The sequence below is a fragment of the Parafrankia irregularis genome, assembly GCF_001536285.1.
In the GTDB taxonomy this organism is placed as follows: domain Bacteria; phylum Actinomycetota; class Actinomycetes; order Frankiales; family Frankiaceae; genus Parafrankia; species Parafrankia irregularis.
In genome coordinates this window covers 478,746-495,801 of record NZ_FAOZ01000003.1, presented here as the reverse complement: position 1 = coordinate 495,801, position 17,056 = coordinate 478,746, and the positions used below count along the sequence as shown (strand labels likewise).

Annotated in this window: 12 protein-coding genes; 2 read left to right on the top strand and 10 right to left on the bottom strand. The window is 70.4% G+C overall.

Going from position 1 to position 17,056, the window contains the following annotated elements:
- Positions 1–13: 13 nt before the first annotated feature.
- The 5 genes from AWX74_RS06935 to AWX74_RS06915 all read right to left on the bottom strand — a co-directional run bounded on the left by AWX74_RS06935 (position 14) and on the right by AWX74_RS06915 (position 7,404).
- On the bottom strand, positions 14–2,050 hold the full coding sequence (locus AWX74_RS06935) for an oxidoreductase (protein ID WP_091272795.1): 2,037 nt from the start codon (positions 2,048–2,050) through the stop codon (positions 14–16).
- Positions 2,047–2,877: a TauD/TfdA dioxygenase family protein gene (locus AWX74_RS06930; RefSeq protein ID WP_091272793.1), complete on the bottom strand. Its 831-nt coding sequence runs from the start codon at positions 2,875–2,877 to the stop codon at positions 2,047–2,049. The genes AWX74_RS06935 and AWX74_RS06930 overlap by 4 nt, the downstream gene beginning before the upstream one ends.
- A 117-nt stretch (positions 2,878–2,994) precedes the next feature.
- Positions 2,995–3,825 (bottom strand): SDR family NAD(P)-dependent oxidoreductase, encoded by an 831-nt coding sequence (locus AWX74_RS06925; RefSeq protein ID WP_226930845.1) that lies wholly within the window; start codon positions 3,823–3,825, stop codon positions 2,995–2,997.
- Positions 3,822–5,528, bottom strand: coding sequence for a thiamine pyrophosphate-binding protein (locus AWX74_RS06920; RefSeq protein ID WP_091272789.1), 1,707 nt, complete (start codon positions 5,526–5,528; stop codon positions 3,822–3,824). The genes AWX74_RS06925 and AWX74_RS06920 overlap by 4 nt, the downstream gene beginning before the upstream one ends.
- A 49-nt stretch (positions 5,529–5,577) precedes the next feature.
- Complete coding sequence (locus AWX74_RS06915) at positions 5,578–7,404, bottom strand: flavin-containing monooxygenase (RefSeq protein WP_091272786.1); 1,827 nt, start codon at positions 7,402–7,404, stop codon at positions 5,578–5,580.
- Positions 7,405–7,825: 421 nt separating this feature from the next.
- Between AWX74_RS06915 and AWX74_RS06910 the strand changes: the two genes are divergently transcribed.
- Both AWX74_RS06910 and AWX74_RS06905 read left to right on the top strand, forming a co-directional pair.
- A complete protein-coding gene (locus tag AWX74_RS06910) occupies positions 7,826–9,064 on the top strand; it encodes a MaoC family dehydratase (RefSeq protein ID WP_091272784.1) in 1,239 nt (412 codons plus the stop codon).
- Complete coding sequence (locus tag AWX74_RS06905) at positions 9,061–9,804, top strand: SDR family NAD(P)-dependent oxidoreductase (RefSeq protein ID WP_091272782.1); 744 nt, start codon at positions 9,061–9,063, stop codon at positions 9,802–9,804. Before AWX74_RS06910 ends, AWX74_RS06905 begins: the two co-directional genes overlap by 4 nt.
- Before the next feature lie 50 nt (positions 9,805–9,854).
- On the opposite strand, the gene AWX74_RS06900 is transcribed toward AWX74_RS06905, so the two are convergent.
- The 5 genes from AWX74_RS06900 to AWX74_RS06880 all read right to left on the bottom strand — a co-directional run bounded on the left by AWX74_RS06900 (position 9,855) and on the right by AWX74_RS06880 (position 17,030).
- Complete coding sequence (locus tag AWX74_RS06900) at positions 9,855–11,618, bottom strand: ABC transporter ATP-binding protein (protein ID WP_091272780.1); 1,764 nt, start codon at positions 11,616–11,618, stop codon at positions 9,855–9,857.
- A gap of 21 nt (positions 11,619–11,639) precedes the next feature.
- Positions 11,640–12,875 (bottom strand): phytanoyl-CoA dioxygenase family protein, encoded by a 1,236-nt coding sequence (locus AWX74_RS06895; RefSeq protein WP_091272778.1) that lies wholly within the window; start codon positions 12,873–12,875, stop codon positions 11,640–11,642.
- A 417-nt stretch (positions 12,876–13,292) separates the two neighbouring features.
- A complete protein-coding gene (locus tag AWX74_RS06890) occupies positions 13,293–14,516 on the bottom strand; it encodes a glycoside hydrolase family 1 protein (RefSeq protein ID WP_091272776.1) in 1,224 nt (407 codons plus the stop codon).
- A 40-nt stretch (positions 14,517–14,556) separates the two neighbouring features.
- Positions 14,557–15,486, bottom strand: coding sequence for an SMP-30/gluconolactonase/LRE family protein (locus AWX74_RS06885; protein ID WP_242666111.1), 930 nt, complete (start codon positions 15,484–15,486; stop codon positions 14,557–14,559).
- Positions 15,487–15,500: 14 nt separating this feature from the next.
- On the bottom strand, positions 15,501–17,030 hold the full coding sequence (locus tag AWX74_RS06880; protein WP_091272773.1) for an aldehyde dehydrogenase (NADP(+)): 1,530 nt from the start codon (positions 17,028–17,030) through the stop codon (positions 15,501–15,503).
- Between the last annotated feature and the right edge of the window lie 26 nt (positions 17,031–17,056).

Sequence of the window (17,056 nt, the reverse complement as noted above, 5' to 3'; positions counted from 1 at the left end):
CCACGGCGCCGACTCATGACGCGCTGGCCGCGGACGTGCCCACGAGCCGCCGAGCCGCGAGTTCGCCCTCCCAGATCGCGTCGAACACCCGGCGCGGGGCAACACAGTCGCCCACGCCCACGACCTGCCGTTCGACGGCGCCGAGTTCCCGGAGCAAGGCGTCGTTCGCTCGCTGTCCAGTCACCAGCACCACCGCGTCGACGGGCTCGCGCTGCTGCCGCTCGCCGTTGTGGACGTCCGTGAGCGTGACCTGGTCGTCCTTGATCTCGACGAGCTCGACGCCTGCGGACAGCCGCACGCCGAGCCGGCGCAGGCGACCTGTGACGGACGGCAGATCGTGACTGTCGGTGAGTCCCGCTCCGACGTGCGTGAGCCGCGTCGCGATCTCGACGGTGCGGCGCCGCGCACCGCCGGCGAGATGCTCGGCGACCGCGAGCGCCCGGCGATCCCCGAGGTCGTCGACCACGAGCACCGAGGCCGGCAGGTTCACCTGCTCGCCGAGCACGTCCTGCACGGTGAAGACGTTCCACTGGTCGGTCCCGGGCACGGCGGGCGCGCCCGGGGCCCAGCGGGCCGGGCGCAATGCCGTCCACCCGTCCCGGCGTGGTGACGACCCCGTCGCGATGATGTGGGCGTCGAACTGGCCGGCGAGGTCCGCGACGGTCGCCGCGTGGCCCAGCCTGATGGTGACACCGGCCTTGAGTAACTGGTCGGTGAGCCAGTCCGTGATGCCGAGCCACTCCCGGTAGGGCTCGACGGCGCTGAGCCAGCGCACCTGACCACCGGTCGTGTCGGCGCGCTCGAAAACGGTGACCTCCCAGCCGAGTTCGGCGGCGGTCAGGGCGGCCCGCAGCCCCGCCGGCCCGGCGCCGACGACCGCGACACTCCCCGTCGAGGCCGGTGTCGAGGGCGTGGCTGGTGCCGCGGCGAGGAGGGCCTCCCGGCCGACGGCGGGATTGTGGATGCAGGAGAGCGCGGCGCGAGCGATCGACGCGATGCAGTGGTTCGCGCCGACGCAGGGCCGGATGTCGTTCGCGCGTCCCTCGGCCGCCTTCCTCACCCACTCGGCGTCGGCGATGAGCTGCCTGGCCATGCCGACGAAGTCGGCGTCGCCGCGCAGCAACACCCCTTCGGCCATGTCCGGCGTGGTGATGCGGCCCACGACGACGACGGGCAGTTCGCCGACGGCGGACCTGATCGACGAGGTCGCCGTGATCTGATGACCCACGGGTGTGGGCGACGCGCCGTAGATGAGCATCCGGTCGAGGTAGGTGCCCTGGGAGACGGAGATGTAGTCCACCGCCGCGGTGGCCGCGATGCGCCGGGCTATCTCCGCCCAGTCCGCGGTCCGCAGCCCGTTCTCGACGTCGCCGTCGTCCCCGTTGATCCGGATGCCGACCACCATGGTCGCCGGTACGGCCGCACGCACGCGTTCAATGATGCGCCGGACCAGGCGGAACCGGTTGTCGAGGGAGCCGCCGTAGTCGTCGGTGCGGTGGTTGGTCGCGGGGGAGAGGAACTGGCCGAGCAGGTATCCGTGCGCCAGGCCGTGGATCTCGACGCCGTCGAGGCCGCCGTCGACCGCGAGAGCCGCGGAACGGGCATAGCCCTCCACGAGTTCGTCGATCTCGGCGGCTGTCATCTCGTGCGGGATCTCCCGGTAGACCGCGCACGGGACTGGGCTCGGCGCCCACACCGGCAGGCGGCTCACGACGCTGTCGGTCTCCCGGCCGCGGTGCCAGAGTTGGGCGAAGAGCAGCGTGCCGTGCGGCTGGACCGCGGCGGCCACCGTGCGGTAGCTCTCGACCACCGAGGGCTCGTAGGCGAGCACGACGCCCGTGCGGGGCTGACTTGTGGGATGGACCGCTGTCGCCTCCATCGTGATGACGGCGACGCCCTTCGCGGCCCGCTCACCGTAGTAGGCGGCATGCGCGGCCGAGTAGGTGTGGTCGGTGGTGAACTCGGTGGCGTGGGCCGTCATCCAGACCCGGTTGCGGGCGGTGCGCGGCCCGAGCCTGCCCGGCTGGAACAGCGCTGGGTAGTGCCTCAATGGATCGGTTCGTCGCCGAGGAGGGTGGTGCGGTGCATGGTGCGGGGCCGAGTCCGGTCGAATGGGCAGGCGCGGTGCAGCAGGCCCCGGTTGTCCCAGATCACCGTGTCGCCGACGGACCAGCTGTGCCGGAGCACATTGTCCGGCGTGGTGGCCCGGGCCTCCAGCCCGGCCAGCAGCGCCCGTCCCTCGTCACGGTCCATCCCGACGATGTGGGACGCCGTGTGCCCGAACACGAGGGACCGCCGCCCGGACCGCTGCTCCCACACCAGCGGGTGCTCCCGTGTGGGGCGCGAGGCCCACTCGGCCAGCTGCTTCGGCGTCGGGTCCGGGTAACTGCGCCGCTGTACCGCCTCGAAGGTGTGCACGACGCGCAGCTTCGCGTACTGCTCCTTCTCCGCCTCGGAGAGAGCCTCGTACGCGGCATAACTGCTGGCGAACTCGGTCTCCCCGCCGTGGTCGGCGACCACGCGCGCTGTCAGCACGCCGGCCCTCGGCGGCGGGCCGCCGTCCAGGCAGCCGTCGATATGCCAGCCGTCGTTGCTCCGGAAGTACTCGGCGTTGCGGTTCGACGGCTCAAAGTTGATCTCCATTACCTCCGGCAGCCGATATCCGCGGAAACGGGCCAGCTCGCCCAGCCTCCGGCAGAACTCCACCTGCACTTCATCGTCGAGGTGAATTTCCCGGAAGAGCAGAACTCCGTGCTCCGCCAGCGCGGCGAGGCAGGCGTCCGGGAATTCTTCGTCATGCAGGAGGCGCTCGCGATCGATGTCCAGGACCTCGACCCCGATCCGTTCCGACAGCTTCTTCGTCGCGATTGCGGCCATCTGGCGCTCCTTCCTGCGCGGCCCGGCTCGTCGGCTGCCGGCTTCGCGTCGTCTCGTTCGGCCCGCGGGATGTCGTCCGGCGGGTGCTCGCGTCATGCATCCGTCCCCTGGCAGGGTTCAGATGCGCCGCCCCGGCGGTACCGGGTTGTGGGTCCGTGGCCAGCGGAACATGCCGCTGGACGCGTGCTGTCCGCCGTTGAGCAGGAGGGTCACACCCGACAGCCATGACGCCTCTGCCGAGCAGAGGTAGAGCGCCGCCGAGGCGACGTCGTCCACGTGCCCGATCCGATTGAGTGGATAGAAGGACGCCATCGCGGCCCGGTCCTCGGAGGTGGTGAGCCGGTCGGCGATGAGCTCGGTCTCGACCGGGCCCGGAGCGATCGCGTTCACCCTGATCCCGTGTGTTCCGAACTCCATGCCCAGTGTCGACGTGATGTGGTTGAGAGCCGCCTTCGCGGCCCCGTACAGCACTGCCCCAGGTGACGGGAAACATCCGCCGACCGAGGTGATGGTGAGGATCGCGCCCGCGATGCCGCGGTCCCTCATCGACTCGGCGGCGCGGATGGAGGTCATCAGCGCGGCGCGAACATGCAGCCCGAAGACGTGGTCGAAGTCGTCGGTGGTGACGTTGAAGGTCCCACGTTCGAGGCGACCGGTGTCGCCGGCCGAGTTGATCAGGACGTCGATCCTGCCGAGCGCGGCGAGGGCGCGCTCGACAAGGTCGCCCGGCGCGCCGGGCTCGGTCAGATCGACGGGTAACGCCCATGCCTGCCGCCCCAGTGCCTGGATCTCCGCGACAACCGCATCGAGCTGCTCACGGCCGCGGGCAGCGACCGCGACATCCGCCCCGGCCCGTGCCAGGGCCAGGGCTACCGCCCGCCCGATGCCCCGCCCGCCGCCCACGACGAGGACCCGGCGGTCGACGTAGGAGAACGGTGGGGCTGTCAATGTGCACCTTCCGTTGCCCACGTCGCGTACTCGCCGTAGTTCGGCATCTCCTCGGAGTTCGCTTTCGGGTCGACCCTGACATGGATGACGCCGGGCCGGCCGCTGGCGTAGGCGCGCTTGATGGCCGGGGCGATCTCCTCGTCGCGCTCGACGTACTCGCCGTGGCAGCCGAAGCCCTCGGCGACCTTGTCGAGGCGGGTGTTCGTGCTCCAGTGGGTGCCGGTCTCCAGCGAGCCCTGGCCGAAGGTCCGCTTGTAGACGCCGACCTCCAGGCCCCAGGCGTGGTCGACGGCGACGACGCAGACCAGCGGCAGGTTCAGCCGGGCGGCGGTCTCCAGCTCGGCGATCTGGAACTGGAACGCCGAGTCGCCGGTGATCAGCATCACCGGGCGCCTGCGGCCGTCGGCCACCGAGGCGCCGACGGCGTAGGGCAGCCCGGTGCCGAGGTGGCCGAAGTTCTGGTTCCACATCACGTCGTGCGGCTTCGCCTGCGAGTACGTCCAGCCGAAGATCGTCGTGGCGCCGCCGTCGCGGACCATGATGCCGTCCGCGGGGAAGGCCCTGGTCGCCTCGACGATCAGCCGGGCCGGATGTACCGGCGACATGCCCGACGGCGCGCTCTCGGCCAGCTGGGCCAGCCGCTCGGCGTCCCTTCTGATCCAGCCCGCCAGATCGGGCGGCGGTGTGCGCGGGGCGCTGGCGAGCGCCTCGACCAGCTGCGGGACGATCGCCCGCAGGTCCCCGACCAGCGGCACGTCGTACGAGCGGTTCACCCCGATCGCCAGCGGGTCCTGCTCCACCATGATCCATTTCCGGTCGGCGTCGTTCGGGGCCCAGTGCCGGCCCCGGCCGTGGTGCACCGGCTCACCCAGTTCGGTGCCGATCGCCAGGCACAGATCCGACTTCACCACCGCCTCGACCGCGGAGGCGGAGAAGCCGTACGGGAAGGTGCGGTCCTCCAGTCCGTCGATGTAGGAAGTGCCGCCGGAGGTCTGGATGACCGGGCAGGCCATCAGGTCCGCCAGTGCCTTCACCGACGCGCCTGCCCGGGAGGTGTGGACGCCGTGGCCGACCAACAGCACCGGCAGCCTGGCCGCGCCGATCAGTCGCACCGCCTCGGCGATCCCGTCCGGGCCGGCGGTCTGGCCTACCAGCCGGTAGCCCTGCGGCGGCAGCGCCGGCGGAACGTCGAGCTCCTCCTGGATGACGTGCGAGGGGTACTCGATGTAGACCGGGCCCGGTGTCCCGGACAGCGCCCTGCGCAGGCCCTCCCGGATCACCTCGTCGGTCTGGTCGGCGAACTCGATACTGGCGCAGTACTTCACCGACGGCGCGAACAGCTCGGCCTGCTTCACGAACTGGATCCGGCCACGGCGGACCCGCTGCTCGGTGATTCGGGCACGCTGCCCGCCGAGGAAGATGACCGGTGAGTTCTCGACCTTGGCGCACATCATCGCGCCGGCCAGGTTCGCCACCCCCGGGCCGAGCGTGCCGATACAGACGGCCGGCTTCCCGGTCATCCGGGACACCGCCTCGGCCATGAACCCGGCCGACTCCTCATGATGCGGCGCCACAACGTTCCAGCCGCGCTCCTCGGCAAGGTGGAACAGGTGCACGAAGTTCGGGTCGGGAATGCCGAAGATGGTGTTGATGCCCTCGGCTTCGAACAGGTCCAGGATCCGCTCGTAGACCTTCACCGGCATGGTCCCCTCGATGGCCGTCGCGCTGGTGCGGGCGACGCTGTGGGCTGGCTCATCGGCCCAGCGCGAGGCCGGTCAGCTCGCCCGTTTCACGCCAGGCCCGCAGCAGGTCCTCCATGGCGTAGAAACCGGGCCAGTAGGGATCGCCGAGGACCGAACGAATCTCCTGTTCACCCTCGTTGTTGTAGTAGCCGGGCGTGCATTCCCGAACGAAGGTGGTGTTGTCGATCGCGGTCGCCCGGATGGTGGCGACCCATTCGTCCTGGGCTTCGGCGGTGGGCTCGACGGTGCTGACGCCGCGGGCAAGGGCCTCGGCGATGATGTAGGCGATGTGGTCGGCCTGCTGCTCGAACATGGAGGTGACGCTGGCGGTGATACCGCCCTGGATGTACCCGGTGAACATGAGGTTGGGGAAGCCGTGGCTGGTGATACCGTGCAGAGTGCGGTAGCCCTTCGCCCAGTGGTCATAGAGTGAAAGGCCGTCGCGTCCCGTGAACGGGTGGATGGCAAGACGCCGGTCGAGATCGGTGGTGATCTCGAAACCGCTCGCGAAGACGATGCAGTCGACCTCGTGCTCGATCCCGTGTGCGATGACACCCTTCGGGGTGATCCGTTCGACGCCCTTCGTGCTCGACACGTCGACCAGGGTGACGTTCGGCAGATTGAAGGTTGGCAGATAGTCGTCGTTGAAGCACGGCCGCTTGCACAGAAAGCGGTAGTAGGGCTTCAGGGCCTCGGCCGTCACCGGATCCTCGACGATGGCCTCGACGCGCTGGCGTAGCCTCTCCATCACCTGGTAGTCCACCGTCTCGCGCAGTGCGAGGAACGCCGCCGGGTCGGCGAGGGCCGCCCACCCGTCGGTGGCATCCAGATGCGCCTGCAGGTTGCGGCTGATCTCGGTCCACCCGTCGCAGACGAGGTCGGGCTGGCCTGGGCCGAACGCCTCGTAGGCAGCCGTGTGGAAGCTGCGCTGCCGCTCCCGCTGCCAGCCAGGGCGTAACGTCCGCACCCATTCGGGATCGGTCGCCGCGTTGCCGCGTTGATCGATGGAGGACGCCGTGCGCTGGAAGACATAGAGGTGCTCGGCGGCGCGGGCGAGATGCGGAACCACCTGGACACCGCTGGCGCCCGTACCGATCACCGCCACCCGCTTCGTGGCGAGCCTGTCGAGACCGCCGTGGACGTCGCCGCCGGTGTAGGAGTAGTCCCATCTGGCCGTGTGGATCGTGTGGCCTTCGAAGTCGGAGATGCCCGGTATTCCGGGTAACTTGGGCCGGTTGAACGGCCCCTGGCACATGACGACGAAACGGGCCCGGATGTCGTCGCCCCGATTGGTGCCGATCCTCCAGCGGCTGGTTGAGGCGTCCCACGCGAGCGACCGGATGAGTGTGCTGAACATGGCGTTCTCATAAAGGCCGAAGTGCCGGCCGATGCGCTGACAGTGTTCGCGGACCTCGTCGCCGAAGGTGTACTTCTGGGTGGGGATGTACCCGGTCTCCTCCAGTAGCGGCAGGTAGCAGTAGCTGTCCGAGTCGACCTGGATGCCGGGGTAGCGGTTCCAGTACCAGGCTCCGCCGAAGTCGCCGCCGAACTCGAGGATTCTCAGATCGGTCACCCCGGCCTGCCTGAGCCTGGTCGCGGTGATGAGGCCGGCGAACCCGCCGCCGAGGATCGCCACGTCGATATCCGCGGAGACCGGCGGGCGCGGCACGACCGGCGTGTACGGGTCGGCCTCGTAGAACTCCTCGAATGCGCCTTCGGCTTCCAGGTACTGCTTCTGTCCCTCCGGGCGAAGCCGCTTGTCGCGCTCGGTCAGGTATTTCTCCCGGAGAGCCGCTTGGTCGACCTCGGGCGTCTCGGTCGGTGCGCAGGTCTGCATGCGAGATCCTCGGTTCGGGATTGTCACAGGGATGTGAGTCGTCGGCGCCGGAGGGTCGGGGAGTCCTGGAGGTCGGGGCGTAGCAGGTCGGGCTGTCCAGAGCAGCTCGTGGCGAGTCTCGCCGGTGACCCCCGTCACGAGGAACTCTGGACGAAACCGCATCGTGGTGTCAATATCCGCCATACGGTCTTCCGGGCTCCGCCGCTGGTCCCCCGCCGGCCTCGGCGGGGCGGCGAGGGGACCTCCAGCCCCGGTCGGCCGGCACACCGCGCCACGTTCCGGCGGGCGCTCCATGCAACTGCTGGCCGTGGCTCGCGGGCCGGTGCGTCAGCAGTCCGGCGGGCCTTCTGCCGTCGGTGAGCAGCTCGTGGCCGGCGCGAGCATTTCCCGTGGACGTCAGACCGACAGTCGGGAGCGCAGGATGAGTGGACAGAGCACGACGGCACCGACAGACGCGGACTCGGTGGGAGCCAGGCTCGACCTGTCCGACGTCGACCATCGCGTGGGCCAGCTGGTCGGCGGCGGGCAGCTGTGGGATCCCTGCAGTGCCTCGGACATCCGTCGCTGGGTGATGGCTATGGACTACCCGAACCCTCTGCACTGGGACGAGGAGTTCGCCCGCGGGTCGAGATACGGCGGCATCATCGCGCCTCAGTCCATGGCGGTCGCGCTGGACTTCGGGCATGGCGCCCAGCCGGCCTGCGTGGGCCACATCCCCGGTAGCCATCTCATCTTCGGTGGTGAGGAGTGGTGGTTCTACGGCGCGCGGGTGCATGTGGGCGACCAGCTCTTCCAACAACGGCGCTTCCACGACTACAAGGTGGTCGAGACGAAGTTCGCCGGACCCACGATGTTCTCCCGCGGTGACACGATCCACACCAACCAGCGCGGCACGCTGGTGGCGCGCGAGCGCTCGACGGCGATCCGTTACCTGGCGGCGGAGGCGGAACGCCGTGGCATGTACGACAAGCAGCTCGGTGCGGTGAGGAGCTGGACCGCCGAGGAGCTCGCGGAGATCGAAAAGGTCCGCCACGGCTGGATACTGTCGAACCGCCTGGGCGTCTCGCCGCGGTTCGACGATGTGGAAGTCGGCGCCAGGCTGCCGCGTCGAGTGATCGGCCCGCACAGCATCGCGAGTTTCACCACCGAGTACCGCGCGTTTGTCTTCGGCATCTGGGGCACGGCGCACTGGGTGGCACCGCCGGGCGTCGAGGATCCATGGATCAATCAGGACCCGGGCTGGGTGGACGGGTTCGGCTTCGACGAGGAAGGCGCCCGGATCGACCCGCGGCTGCGCGACGGCCTCTATGTCGGCCCGTCACGTGGCCATGTCGACGCGGACAAAGCCAGCGAGATCGGCATGTCCCGTGCCTACGGGTACGGCGCGACGATGGGCGCCTGGTGCACCGACTACCTCGCCTACTGGGCTGGCGTCGATGGCATGGTGCGCCATACCAGGGCGAACTTCCGTGCTCCTGCCTTCGAGGGAGACGTCACCTACTTCGACGCCGAAGTCGTCGGTAAGGAAACCGACTCGGTCTGGGGTGCCCCGCTCGTCCACATCAGGCTGCGGCTCGTGAATCAGGACGGACAGGTTCTGGTGGACTGTACGGCCGAGGTCGAGCTGCCGGCCGGCCCCGGCAGGGGAGCCGGTCAGTGAACAGTCGCGTGGCCATCGTCACCGGTGGCGGATCGGGAATCGGCGCGGCGATCGCTCGCCGGCTGGCCGCGGACGGACTCGCGGTGGCGGTCTTCGATCTGAACGGCGCTACTGCCGAGGAGACCGCCGCCTCGATCGCGGCCGGCGGCGGCAGGTCCCTCGGCCTTGCTGTCGATGTGACGGACGCCGCCGCCGTCCAGGCCGGAGTCGAATCCGTGCGCGGCCGGCTCGGCCGGCCGGTGATTCTGGTCAACAATGCGGGGATGACGCCACATGGGCCGTTTCTGGAGATCACCACCGACATGTGGAACCGCTCTCTGGAAGTCAACCTGACAAGCGCCTTCCACTGCTGCCAGGCCGTGCTGCCCAGCATGCTCGACGAGGGATGGGGGCGCATCGTCAACATATCCTCGTCGAGTGTCAACACCGGGCCGCCGCAGCTCGCCTCCTATGTTGCTGCCAAGTCAGGTGTCGTCGGCCTCACGAAGGTCCTCGCTCGCGAGTTCGGTCCGAGGGGCATCACGGTCAACACCATTCCGCCGGGCTTTATCGACACTCCCATGCTGCGCCAGTCCGAGAAAGGCGGGCTCATGCGCGTCGAGGAGCAGGAATCCGCCACGCCGGTCGGCCGCATCGGCCGACCGGAGGACATAGCAGCTGCCTGCGCATTCCTTGTCCGCGACGAGGCCGGCTACATCACAGGCCAGGTGATCGGAGTCAACGGGGGCCGCAACACCTGACTCCCCGGTCAGAGGACGAGCTGTTGAAGACGGTGATCTCCCGGGCGGCCTCACGCCACCGACTGCTCATGGCAGTACGAGCGATAGGTCGTCGAGGTCCGGAGCAGCGAGGCGTGTGTGCCGGCGTCGGCGACCCGTCCGCGTTCCATCAGGACGATCTGGTCACAGTTGCGGATGGTGGCGATCCGATGGGCGATGATCAGTGACGTCCTCCCGGACAGCAGCCGGTCCAGCGCGTCGAGCACCGCGCGTTCGCTGCCGGCGTCGAGCGCGCTGGTCGCCTCGTCGAGCACGACGATGGGGGGGTCCTTCAGCATCACCCGGGCGATGGCGAGGCGTTGGCGTTGCCCGCCCGAGAGCATGACGCCGCGTGCGCCGAGCTCGGTGTGGATTCCGTCCTCCCAGGTGCGTACGAACTCCCACGCGTTGGCCGCCGCGAGCGCCGCCTCGATGTCCTGGTCGGTGGCGGTCGGCTGGGCGAGCCGCAGGTTGCGTGCCAGCGAGCCGCTGATCAGGACCGATTCCTGGAAGACCACACCCACGGCGGCGCGTACCGAGGCCTGGGCGACCTCGCGGATGTTCTGGCCGTCGATGGTCACCCGGCCCTCGGCGGGGTCGAACAGCCGGAGCAGCAGTTGGGCGACGGTGGACTTGCCGGCGCCGGAGGAGCCGACGAGTGCGACGCTGCGCCCCGGGGGGATTGTCAGGTCGAAGCCGTCGAGGACGAGGTGTGACTGTCGTCCGGGGTAGGCGAACGAGACCTGTTCGAAGGCGATGCCGCCCCGGGCGACGGCCAGCGCGGGAGCTCTCGGGAGATCGCTCACCGCAGGTCGTTCCTCGAACAGCTCCGCGGCCCGTTCGCCGGCGGCCAGGCCGGCCAGCACCTCGGGCAGGCTGGTCATGACGACGGTCAGCGAACTCGACCCGCGCAGCCAGAAGCCCCAGACGGCGACGACGTCGCCGATGGAGAGCGTCCCCGACGCGGCCCGCCAGGCGCCGGCGAACAGGAGCAGGAAAGGCGCGACGAACGAGAGGTGGAAGCCGAGCGGGTCGGCGTAACGGTGCTGGAGCCGCGCGAGGGCCTCGGAGCCGGCCCGCACCCGGTCGGTGCCGCCGCGCACCTGACGCAGCGCGTCATCCTCCGCGTTGAACGCCTTCAGGAGCGTGTTCACGCCGAGCATCTCGGCGAGGGTCCCGCAGGTGCGGCCGAGCTCGTCGCGGATGTCGCGACTGTGGCGGCGAAGCCGCGGGAGCACCAGCAGTGTCCACCCGACTGCCACCGCGAGCAGGGCCAGCGCCATCAGGGCCATCCAGGCGTCGACCCAGACGATGAGGCCCACCGAGATGACCAGGACCGCCAGCGCCCACCACACCCCCAGGCCCTGCCAGACCGTCACCTCGAGGCGCTCGATGTCCTGGTTGATCGCGGCGGCGACGTCACCGACCCGTGAACGGTGGAAGAAGTCCATCGACAGCTGCTGGACGTGCTCGTACAGGGCACGTCGCAGGTTGTTCGCCCAGCGCGTCGCGCCGCGACGGCACCAGGTGTGGGCGAAGTAGGCCGCCACGAGGAAGGTCACGGAGAGGGCGGCCGCGGCGACTACGGGCCCCTGCCAGCCGTCGTGCAGGAACCGGTGCGGGTCCTGCTGGATGCGGTCGAGCACGACCCGGAACACCGCCGGCGTGAGACTCTGCGCGACCGCGTCGATGAGGATCAGCGCGTAACCGCCGACGAGCAGCATCCTGCCGTCGCCGGCGTGGCGCAGCAGTGTCCGCAGGGCGTGCGCGCTGTGCCCCGAGGACTCATGCGCCATGGGGACGCCTGTTGCCCGTCGTCATGTCCGGCTCGCGTCGTCGAGAAGGATCTGGGAGATCCGTTCGCGAAGCGCTGCCAGGGCCTGGCCGCCGCCACCACGGGCACCGGTGGCGTCGTCCGCGCGCGGAGCAAGGGAGAAGCCGGTGTAGATGACGCGGCGCTCCGCGACGAGGGGCGGAGTCGACTCGTGGAGGGTGCAGGTCAGGTGCACCGTGACGTCGCCCGGCTCGGTCGGTACGGCGACGACGGGCAGGTACGGCCGGGACTTGGCGATCTCCACCGGCATCAGCACGCGGTGGGACCCGGCGATGACGCGGAGCTGGCCGTTCGCCTCGCCGCTGCCGGTGACCGCGATCCCGGCGACCAGGTTCGAGCAGTGATACGCATGGCGGCCGAAGTGGCAGTCGCGATGAAAGCTCACGTCGGAGGCCCCGACCGTGACGCCGATCGGCTTCATGAGCGCCTCGGGGCCACGACCGTGCACCGGAGGCTGTTCAAGGAGTTCGTCGCCGGCCAGCACACGGCGTAACTGGTCCCAGCGTTCGTCCCGCAGGATGGCCGAGGTCGCCGGGGAGCGGGCGATGAACTCCTGGAGCCGCACACAGCGGCGGCTGCCGTCCTCCAGGGTCGCCCACCAGGAACGCCCGTCACCCTCACGGTAGTGGGGGAGCGCCCGGTCGATGTCGGAGCTGACCTCCTTCATGTCCGCCGGGTCCAGCCAGCCCCGCAGGTGAAGGTAACCGGCCTCGCGCAGGAAGTGGGCGACGTCCGCCGGGTCGTCCGCCGGGGTGAGGACGCGGTCGAGGTCGAGCGGAGCCCCATGACGATCAACGAAGTCGGTCGTGTCGTCCACGACCGGCCAGCCCTCGAGCAGCGTCAGCCAGAGCGAGTCCCATACGGAGACGTCCGTCTCGGACCCGTCGCGGTAGCGCAGCTCGCGTGCGGTCAGCATCGCGTTGAACGATCGCTGGTTCTGCGCCCAGTCGGAGAACCCGGCCTCGTCGAGCGTCACGACCAGAGCACCCGCGACGATGCCACGGGTGACGACCAGGGTCGTTCCGTCACTGGAGAACGACCAGGAGACGGCGCCGATCTCGATGGAGAGCGGGGGCGCCTGCAACGAGGCGATTCCCCGTGCCACGAGAGGGCCGTGGCGCGAGACGAGCCCCGGGAACTCCCGGGCGAGAAAACTCTCCATGTCGACGTGGCGCAGGTCGCCGTCGCGGCGTGTACGGCGGTCCAGAGGTATGGGCATGACGTTTCTCCCGTCGGAGTGTGCCGCCGACAAGCATCCTGCTGATCTCTGCGTTCGGGCCGCATTGTTCGGACTGCTCGGTGCCGCGGAAAGCCGGGCCGCAGAGAAGGATGCTCGACACTCGATGTCATCAGGAAACGGCCGGCGGCAAACCGAAATCCGCGTCCACTGTCGATCAACACGGTCCGGCGGCACGGCTCGACAATCGGCATGTCTGTGGGACTGAACCCTGGCCTGTGCACCCACCGCGGAACATGTAGGAGCCTAATGCAGAGCACTAGTGCGCGCAAGTTACTGGTTGGGCGCCGCTGTTCGTCCCAGTTCTCCATCCCCTTCAGCGCGGGCGTCTACGGATGGACGGTCGCCAGGTCAGGCCGGCGTCGGTGTTTCCGCCGCGGGCGGGGTGCAGCCGTCGATTCAGGCGGGTCCGCCGGCGCGGGCGATCTTGCCGAGCCATCGGGCGGAGGGCTTGACGGTGCGGGCGAAGGTGGTGCGGTCGACGGCGACGAGTCCGAAGGTCATCTGATAGCCGGACGTCCACTCGAAGTTGTCGAGCAGCGTCCAGTGCAGGTAGCCGCGGACGTCGACACCGTCGGCGATGGCACCGGCGAGCCCCTCGAGGGCGGCGGTCGTGTAGGTGATCCGGGCGTCGTCATCGTCGGTGGCCATGCCGTTCTCGGTGACCAGGACGGGCACCCCGGTGTGCTGTGCGGCGAGGCGGACGGTGTGGCCCAGCGCCTCGGGGTAGACCTCCCATCCGGTCTGGGTGGTGGGGGCCCCGCCGGGAACAGGCAGGACGCCGTCGGGGCCGATGCGTTCGCGGGTGTAGGTCTGGACACCGATGAAGTCGTCGTCGCGGGAGACGTGGAGCCAGTCGAGGAGGGCGGCCTGGCGAACGGCCTGCCAGCGTTGTTCGCCGCCGTCGGCGGGCTGCAGATCGATGAGGGCCAGCGTCCAGCCGACGGCGGGGTTCCCCGGCCCGGACTTGATCGCCTCCACGGCCTTGCGATGCGCGTTCGCCATCACCTCGACGGCGGGGGCGGCCCACGCCGCGCCCGCTCCCGCCGTGCCCGTATCCTCGGGCTGCCTGCTGGCCGCCAGGCCGAGGGCGTCTTCGCGGGACGCGGCCGGGATGATGCCGAGATGCACCATCAGCGAGATGACGTTCGGCTCGTTGAACGTGCACACCCAGGGCACCAGGTCACCGATGTGCTCGGTCACCCGACCCGCATACCGGGCGAACCGGTCTGCCGCCGTGGGATTCGTCCAGCCTCCCGCCTCGGCGAACCACCACGGGGTCGAGAAGTGGTTGTAGGTCACGACCGGAGTGACGCCGTGCTCGAGGCAGGTGCCGACCATCCGTCGGTAGTGGTCGAGCGCGGCGCGCGAGAAATAGCCTTCCTCGGGCTCGATCCGCGCCCACTCGACCCCGAAGCGGTAGGCGTTCAGGCCGAGACCGGCCAGGGTGGCGATGTCCTCCGGATACCGGTGGTAGTGGTCGCAGGCGTCGCCTGAGGGCTCGGCGAACCGGGAGTTCTTCGCCCATTCGCTGCGCCACATGTCGGAACCGACGTTGCCGCCCTCGACCTGGTGCGGCGCGGTCGCCGCACCCCAGAGGAAGTTCTCGGGGAATGTGCTCATGTCGTCAGACCTCTCGGACAGATGGAGGTTGCTGTCTGCGCTAACCCGTGAAAGGCAGCACGGGGAGTCCGCGGATCCCCACATCCACGGCGTAGACGGCGCCGGCGGTCGGATATCGCTCGAGGTCCGTGCGAAGCGTCGACGTCGTCACGTAAAGGGTCGCGAGGTCGGCGCCACCGAACGCACACGCCGTGACCTGCGGGACCGGTAGGGCGATCACCTCGTCGAGGTCACCGGCCGCCGTGTACCGGCAGATCGCCGCGCCGCCCCACAGCGCCGCCCACACACCGCCCTCGGCGTCGACGGCGAGTCCGTCCGGCTTTCCCCGCGGCACGGCTGCCCACGGCCGCCGACCGGTGAGACCGGTGTCGGGGTCGTAGTCGAAGACGTCGATGCCGCCGGTGGGTGTGTCCACATAGTGAGCTCTGCTGCCGTCCGGGCTCCACACCAGTCCGTTCGAGATCGTCACTCCGGACAGGACGACAGTGGTGGTGCCGTCGGGATCGAGCCGGTGGAGTGCGCCGGCGCCTGTGGCCTCGTCGTACGCCATCGAACCGCAGTAGAAGCGCCCGTCCGGGTCACAGCCGCCGTCGTTCATCCGCAGCCCCCGATCGGCGGGCCACAGCTCGGGGAGGAGACGCGGTTTCGCGGCGGCCGCCGGGCCGGCCTGGAACGGTGAGGCAGGCGACCTCGGCAGGGCGGGCGGTCCCGTTGGCGGCCCCGGCGGAGTGAGTGGCGCCGTCGGCGGCGGGTCGAGCAGCGCGAAGCCGCGTTCGAGCGCGAGAACCGCGCCGCCGCCCGCCCTGGGACGCACGGCCGCGGCGACGGTGCCGACGTGGTGGCGGCCGACCGCGCCGGTCTCGGTGTCGAGCGCGAGGACGTCGCCGGCAAGCATGTCGACGAGGTGCAGGCCGCCCCAGGACGGCACCCACACCGGGCCCTCCCCGTGGCGGGTGACCGGCCCGGTCACCTGGTGGATCCCGGTCATGCCCGGGCCGGGCCGGTGTCATCCGGGATGGCCGGCCGGCCGTCGTGTCGCCGCGGCAGCTTCCACGGGTTGGCGTCGCGCAGCGCCGCCGGCAGCAGCGCGTCCGGAACCCCCTGGTAGGTGACCGGGCGGAGGAAACGGCCGATCGACGTCGTCCCGACGGAGGTGAACGTCGAGGTGGTCGCGGGGTAGGGGCCGCCGTGGGTCATCGCGTGGGTGACCGAGACGCCGGTCGGCCAGCCGTTCCAGAGCACCCGGCCGGCCCGCCGGGACAGCTCGCGAAGCAGGTCCCGGCTGAGGGCGGCGTCCACGGGGTCGTCGGCGTCGCCGTGGACGGTCGCGGTCAGCTGGCCCTGGATGGCCCCCGCGACCGCGGTCAGCTCGGCCGGGTCCGTGTAGGTGACCAGGACGGACGCGGGGCCGAAGACCTCGGCGCCGATGACGTCGAGGTCGGCGAGCAGGTCGCGCGCGGTGGTGGCGAGCAGCGAGGGCCTGACCGCGCCCGCCGTGCCACCCGCTGCGTCGCCGGCGGTGAGCACTCGCACCGCCGGATGCCCGGTCAGCGTGCCCAGGCCCGCCTGGAAGCCGTGCTCGATGCGCTCGTTGAGCAGCGGCGCACCGGCTCGCCCGGACAGCGCCGCGGTCAGTGCGTCTTCGGCCGCGCCGGCCGGGGCCAGCAGGAGCCCCGGCTTGGTGCAGAACTGGCCGGCGCCGAGGGCGAAGGACTCGACGTAGCCCGCCCAGATCTCGGCTCCGCGGCTATGGGCCGCGCCCGGGGTGACGAAGACGGGGTTGATGCTGCCCAGCTCGCCGTAGAAGGGGACCGGGTCCGGCCTGCCGGCGGCGAGGTCGAACAGCAGCCGCCCGACCCGGAGGGATCCGGTGAACGCGCCGGCCCGGACCCGCGGGTCGACGAGGGCGTCGCGGCCGGCGGTGTCGCCTTCGACGAGCGCGAAGACCCCGCCGGGCGCGCCGGCGCCGGCGAGCGCCTCCGTCACCAGGCGGGCGGTGTGCCGCGACAGCTCGGGGTGCCCGGGGTGTGCTTTGAGTAGTACCGGGCAGCCGGCGGCGAGGGCGGCGGCGGTGTCGCCACCGGCGACGCTGAACGCGAACGGGAAGTTCGACGCGGCGAAGACGATCACCGGACCCACCGGAACGAGCATGCGCCGCAGGTCCGGGCGGGGCCCGGTCGGCCAGCCCGAGTCAGGGGCGTCGAGGGCCGCTTCCAGGTAGGCGCCGTCATCGAGCAGGTCGGCGAACAGCCGGAGCTGGAACGTGGTGCGCACGAGCTCGCCCCGCAGCCGCGGCTCGGGCAGCCGCGTCTCCTCACCGGCCAGGCCGACCAGCGCGTCGGTGTCGGCGTCGAGAGCGGCGGCGACCTCGCGCAGCATGCGGGCCCGGTCCTGGGGGGAGAGCGCGCCGTAGGGGGCGGCCGCGGCCGAGGCGGCGGCGAGTATCCGCTCGAGTGCCTCCGGTGTCGTGGCGGACGGTTCGGTCGGCGGGGTGGGCGCTTTCGAGGGGGGCATCAGGAGCTCTCGGTCTGTCGCGGTGG

Bases quoted from the DNA above. Each gene is read 5' to 3' on its own strand.
- AWX74_RS06880 (WP_091272773.1), bottom strand. From the start codon at position 17,030: ATGCCCCCCTCGAAAGCGCCCACCCCGCCGACCGAACCGTCCGCCACG.
- AWX74_RS06930 (WP_091272793.1), bottom strand. From the start codon at position 2,877: ATGGCCGCAATCGCGACGAAGAAGCTGTCGGAACGGATCGGGGTCGAG.
- AWX74_RS06890 (WP_091272776.1), bottom strand. From the start codon at position 14,516: ATGAGCACATTCCCCGAGAACTTCCTCTGGGGTGCGGCGACCGCGCCG.
- AWX74_RS06900 (WP_091272780.1), bottom strand. From the start codon at position 11,618: ATGGCGCATGAGTCCTCGGGGCACAGCGCGCACGCCCTGCGGACACTG.
- AWX74_RS06910 (WP_091272784.1), top strand. From the start codon at position 7,826: ATGAGTGGACAGAGCACGACGGCACCGACAGACGCGGACTCGGTGGGA.
- AWX74_RS06920 (WP_091272789.1), bottom strand. From the start codon at position 5,528: ATGCCGGTGAAGGTCTACGAGCGGATCCTGGACCTGTTCGAAGCCGAG.
- AWX74_RS06915 (WP_091272786.1), bottom strand. From the start codon at position 7,404: ATGCAGACCTGCGCACCGACCGAGACGCCCGAGGTCGACCAAGCGGCT.
- AWX74_RS06895 (WP_091272778.1), bottom strand. From the start codon at position 12,875: ATGCCCATACCTCTGGACCGCCGTACACGCCGCGACGGCGACCTGCGC.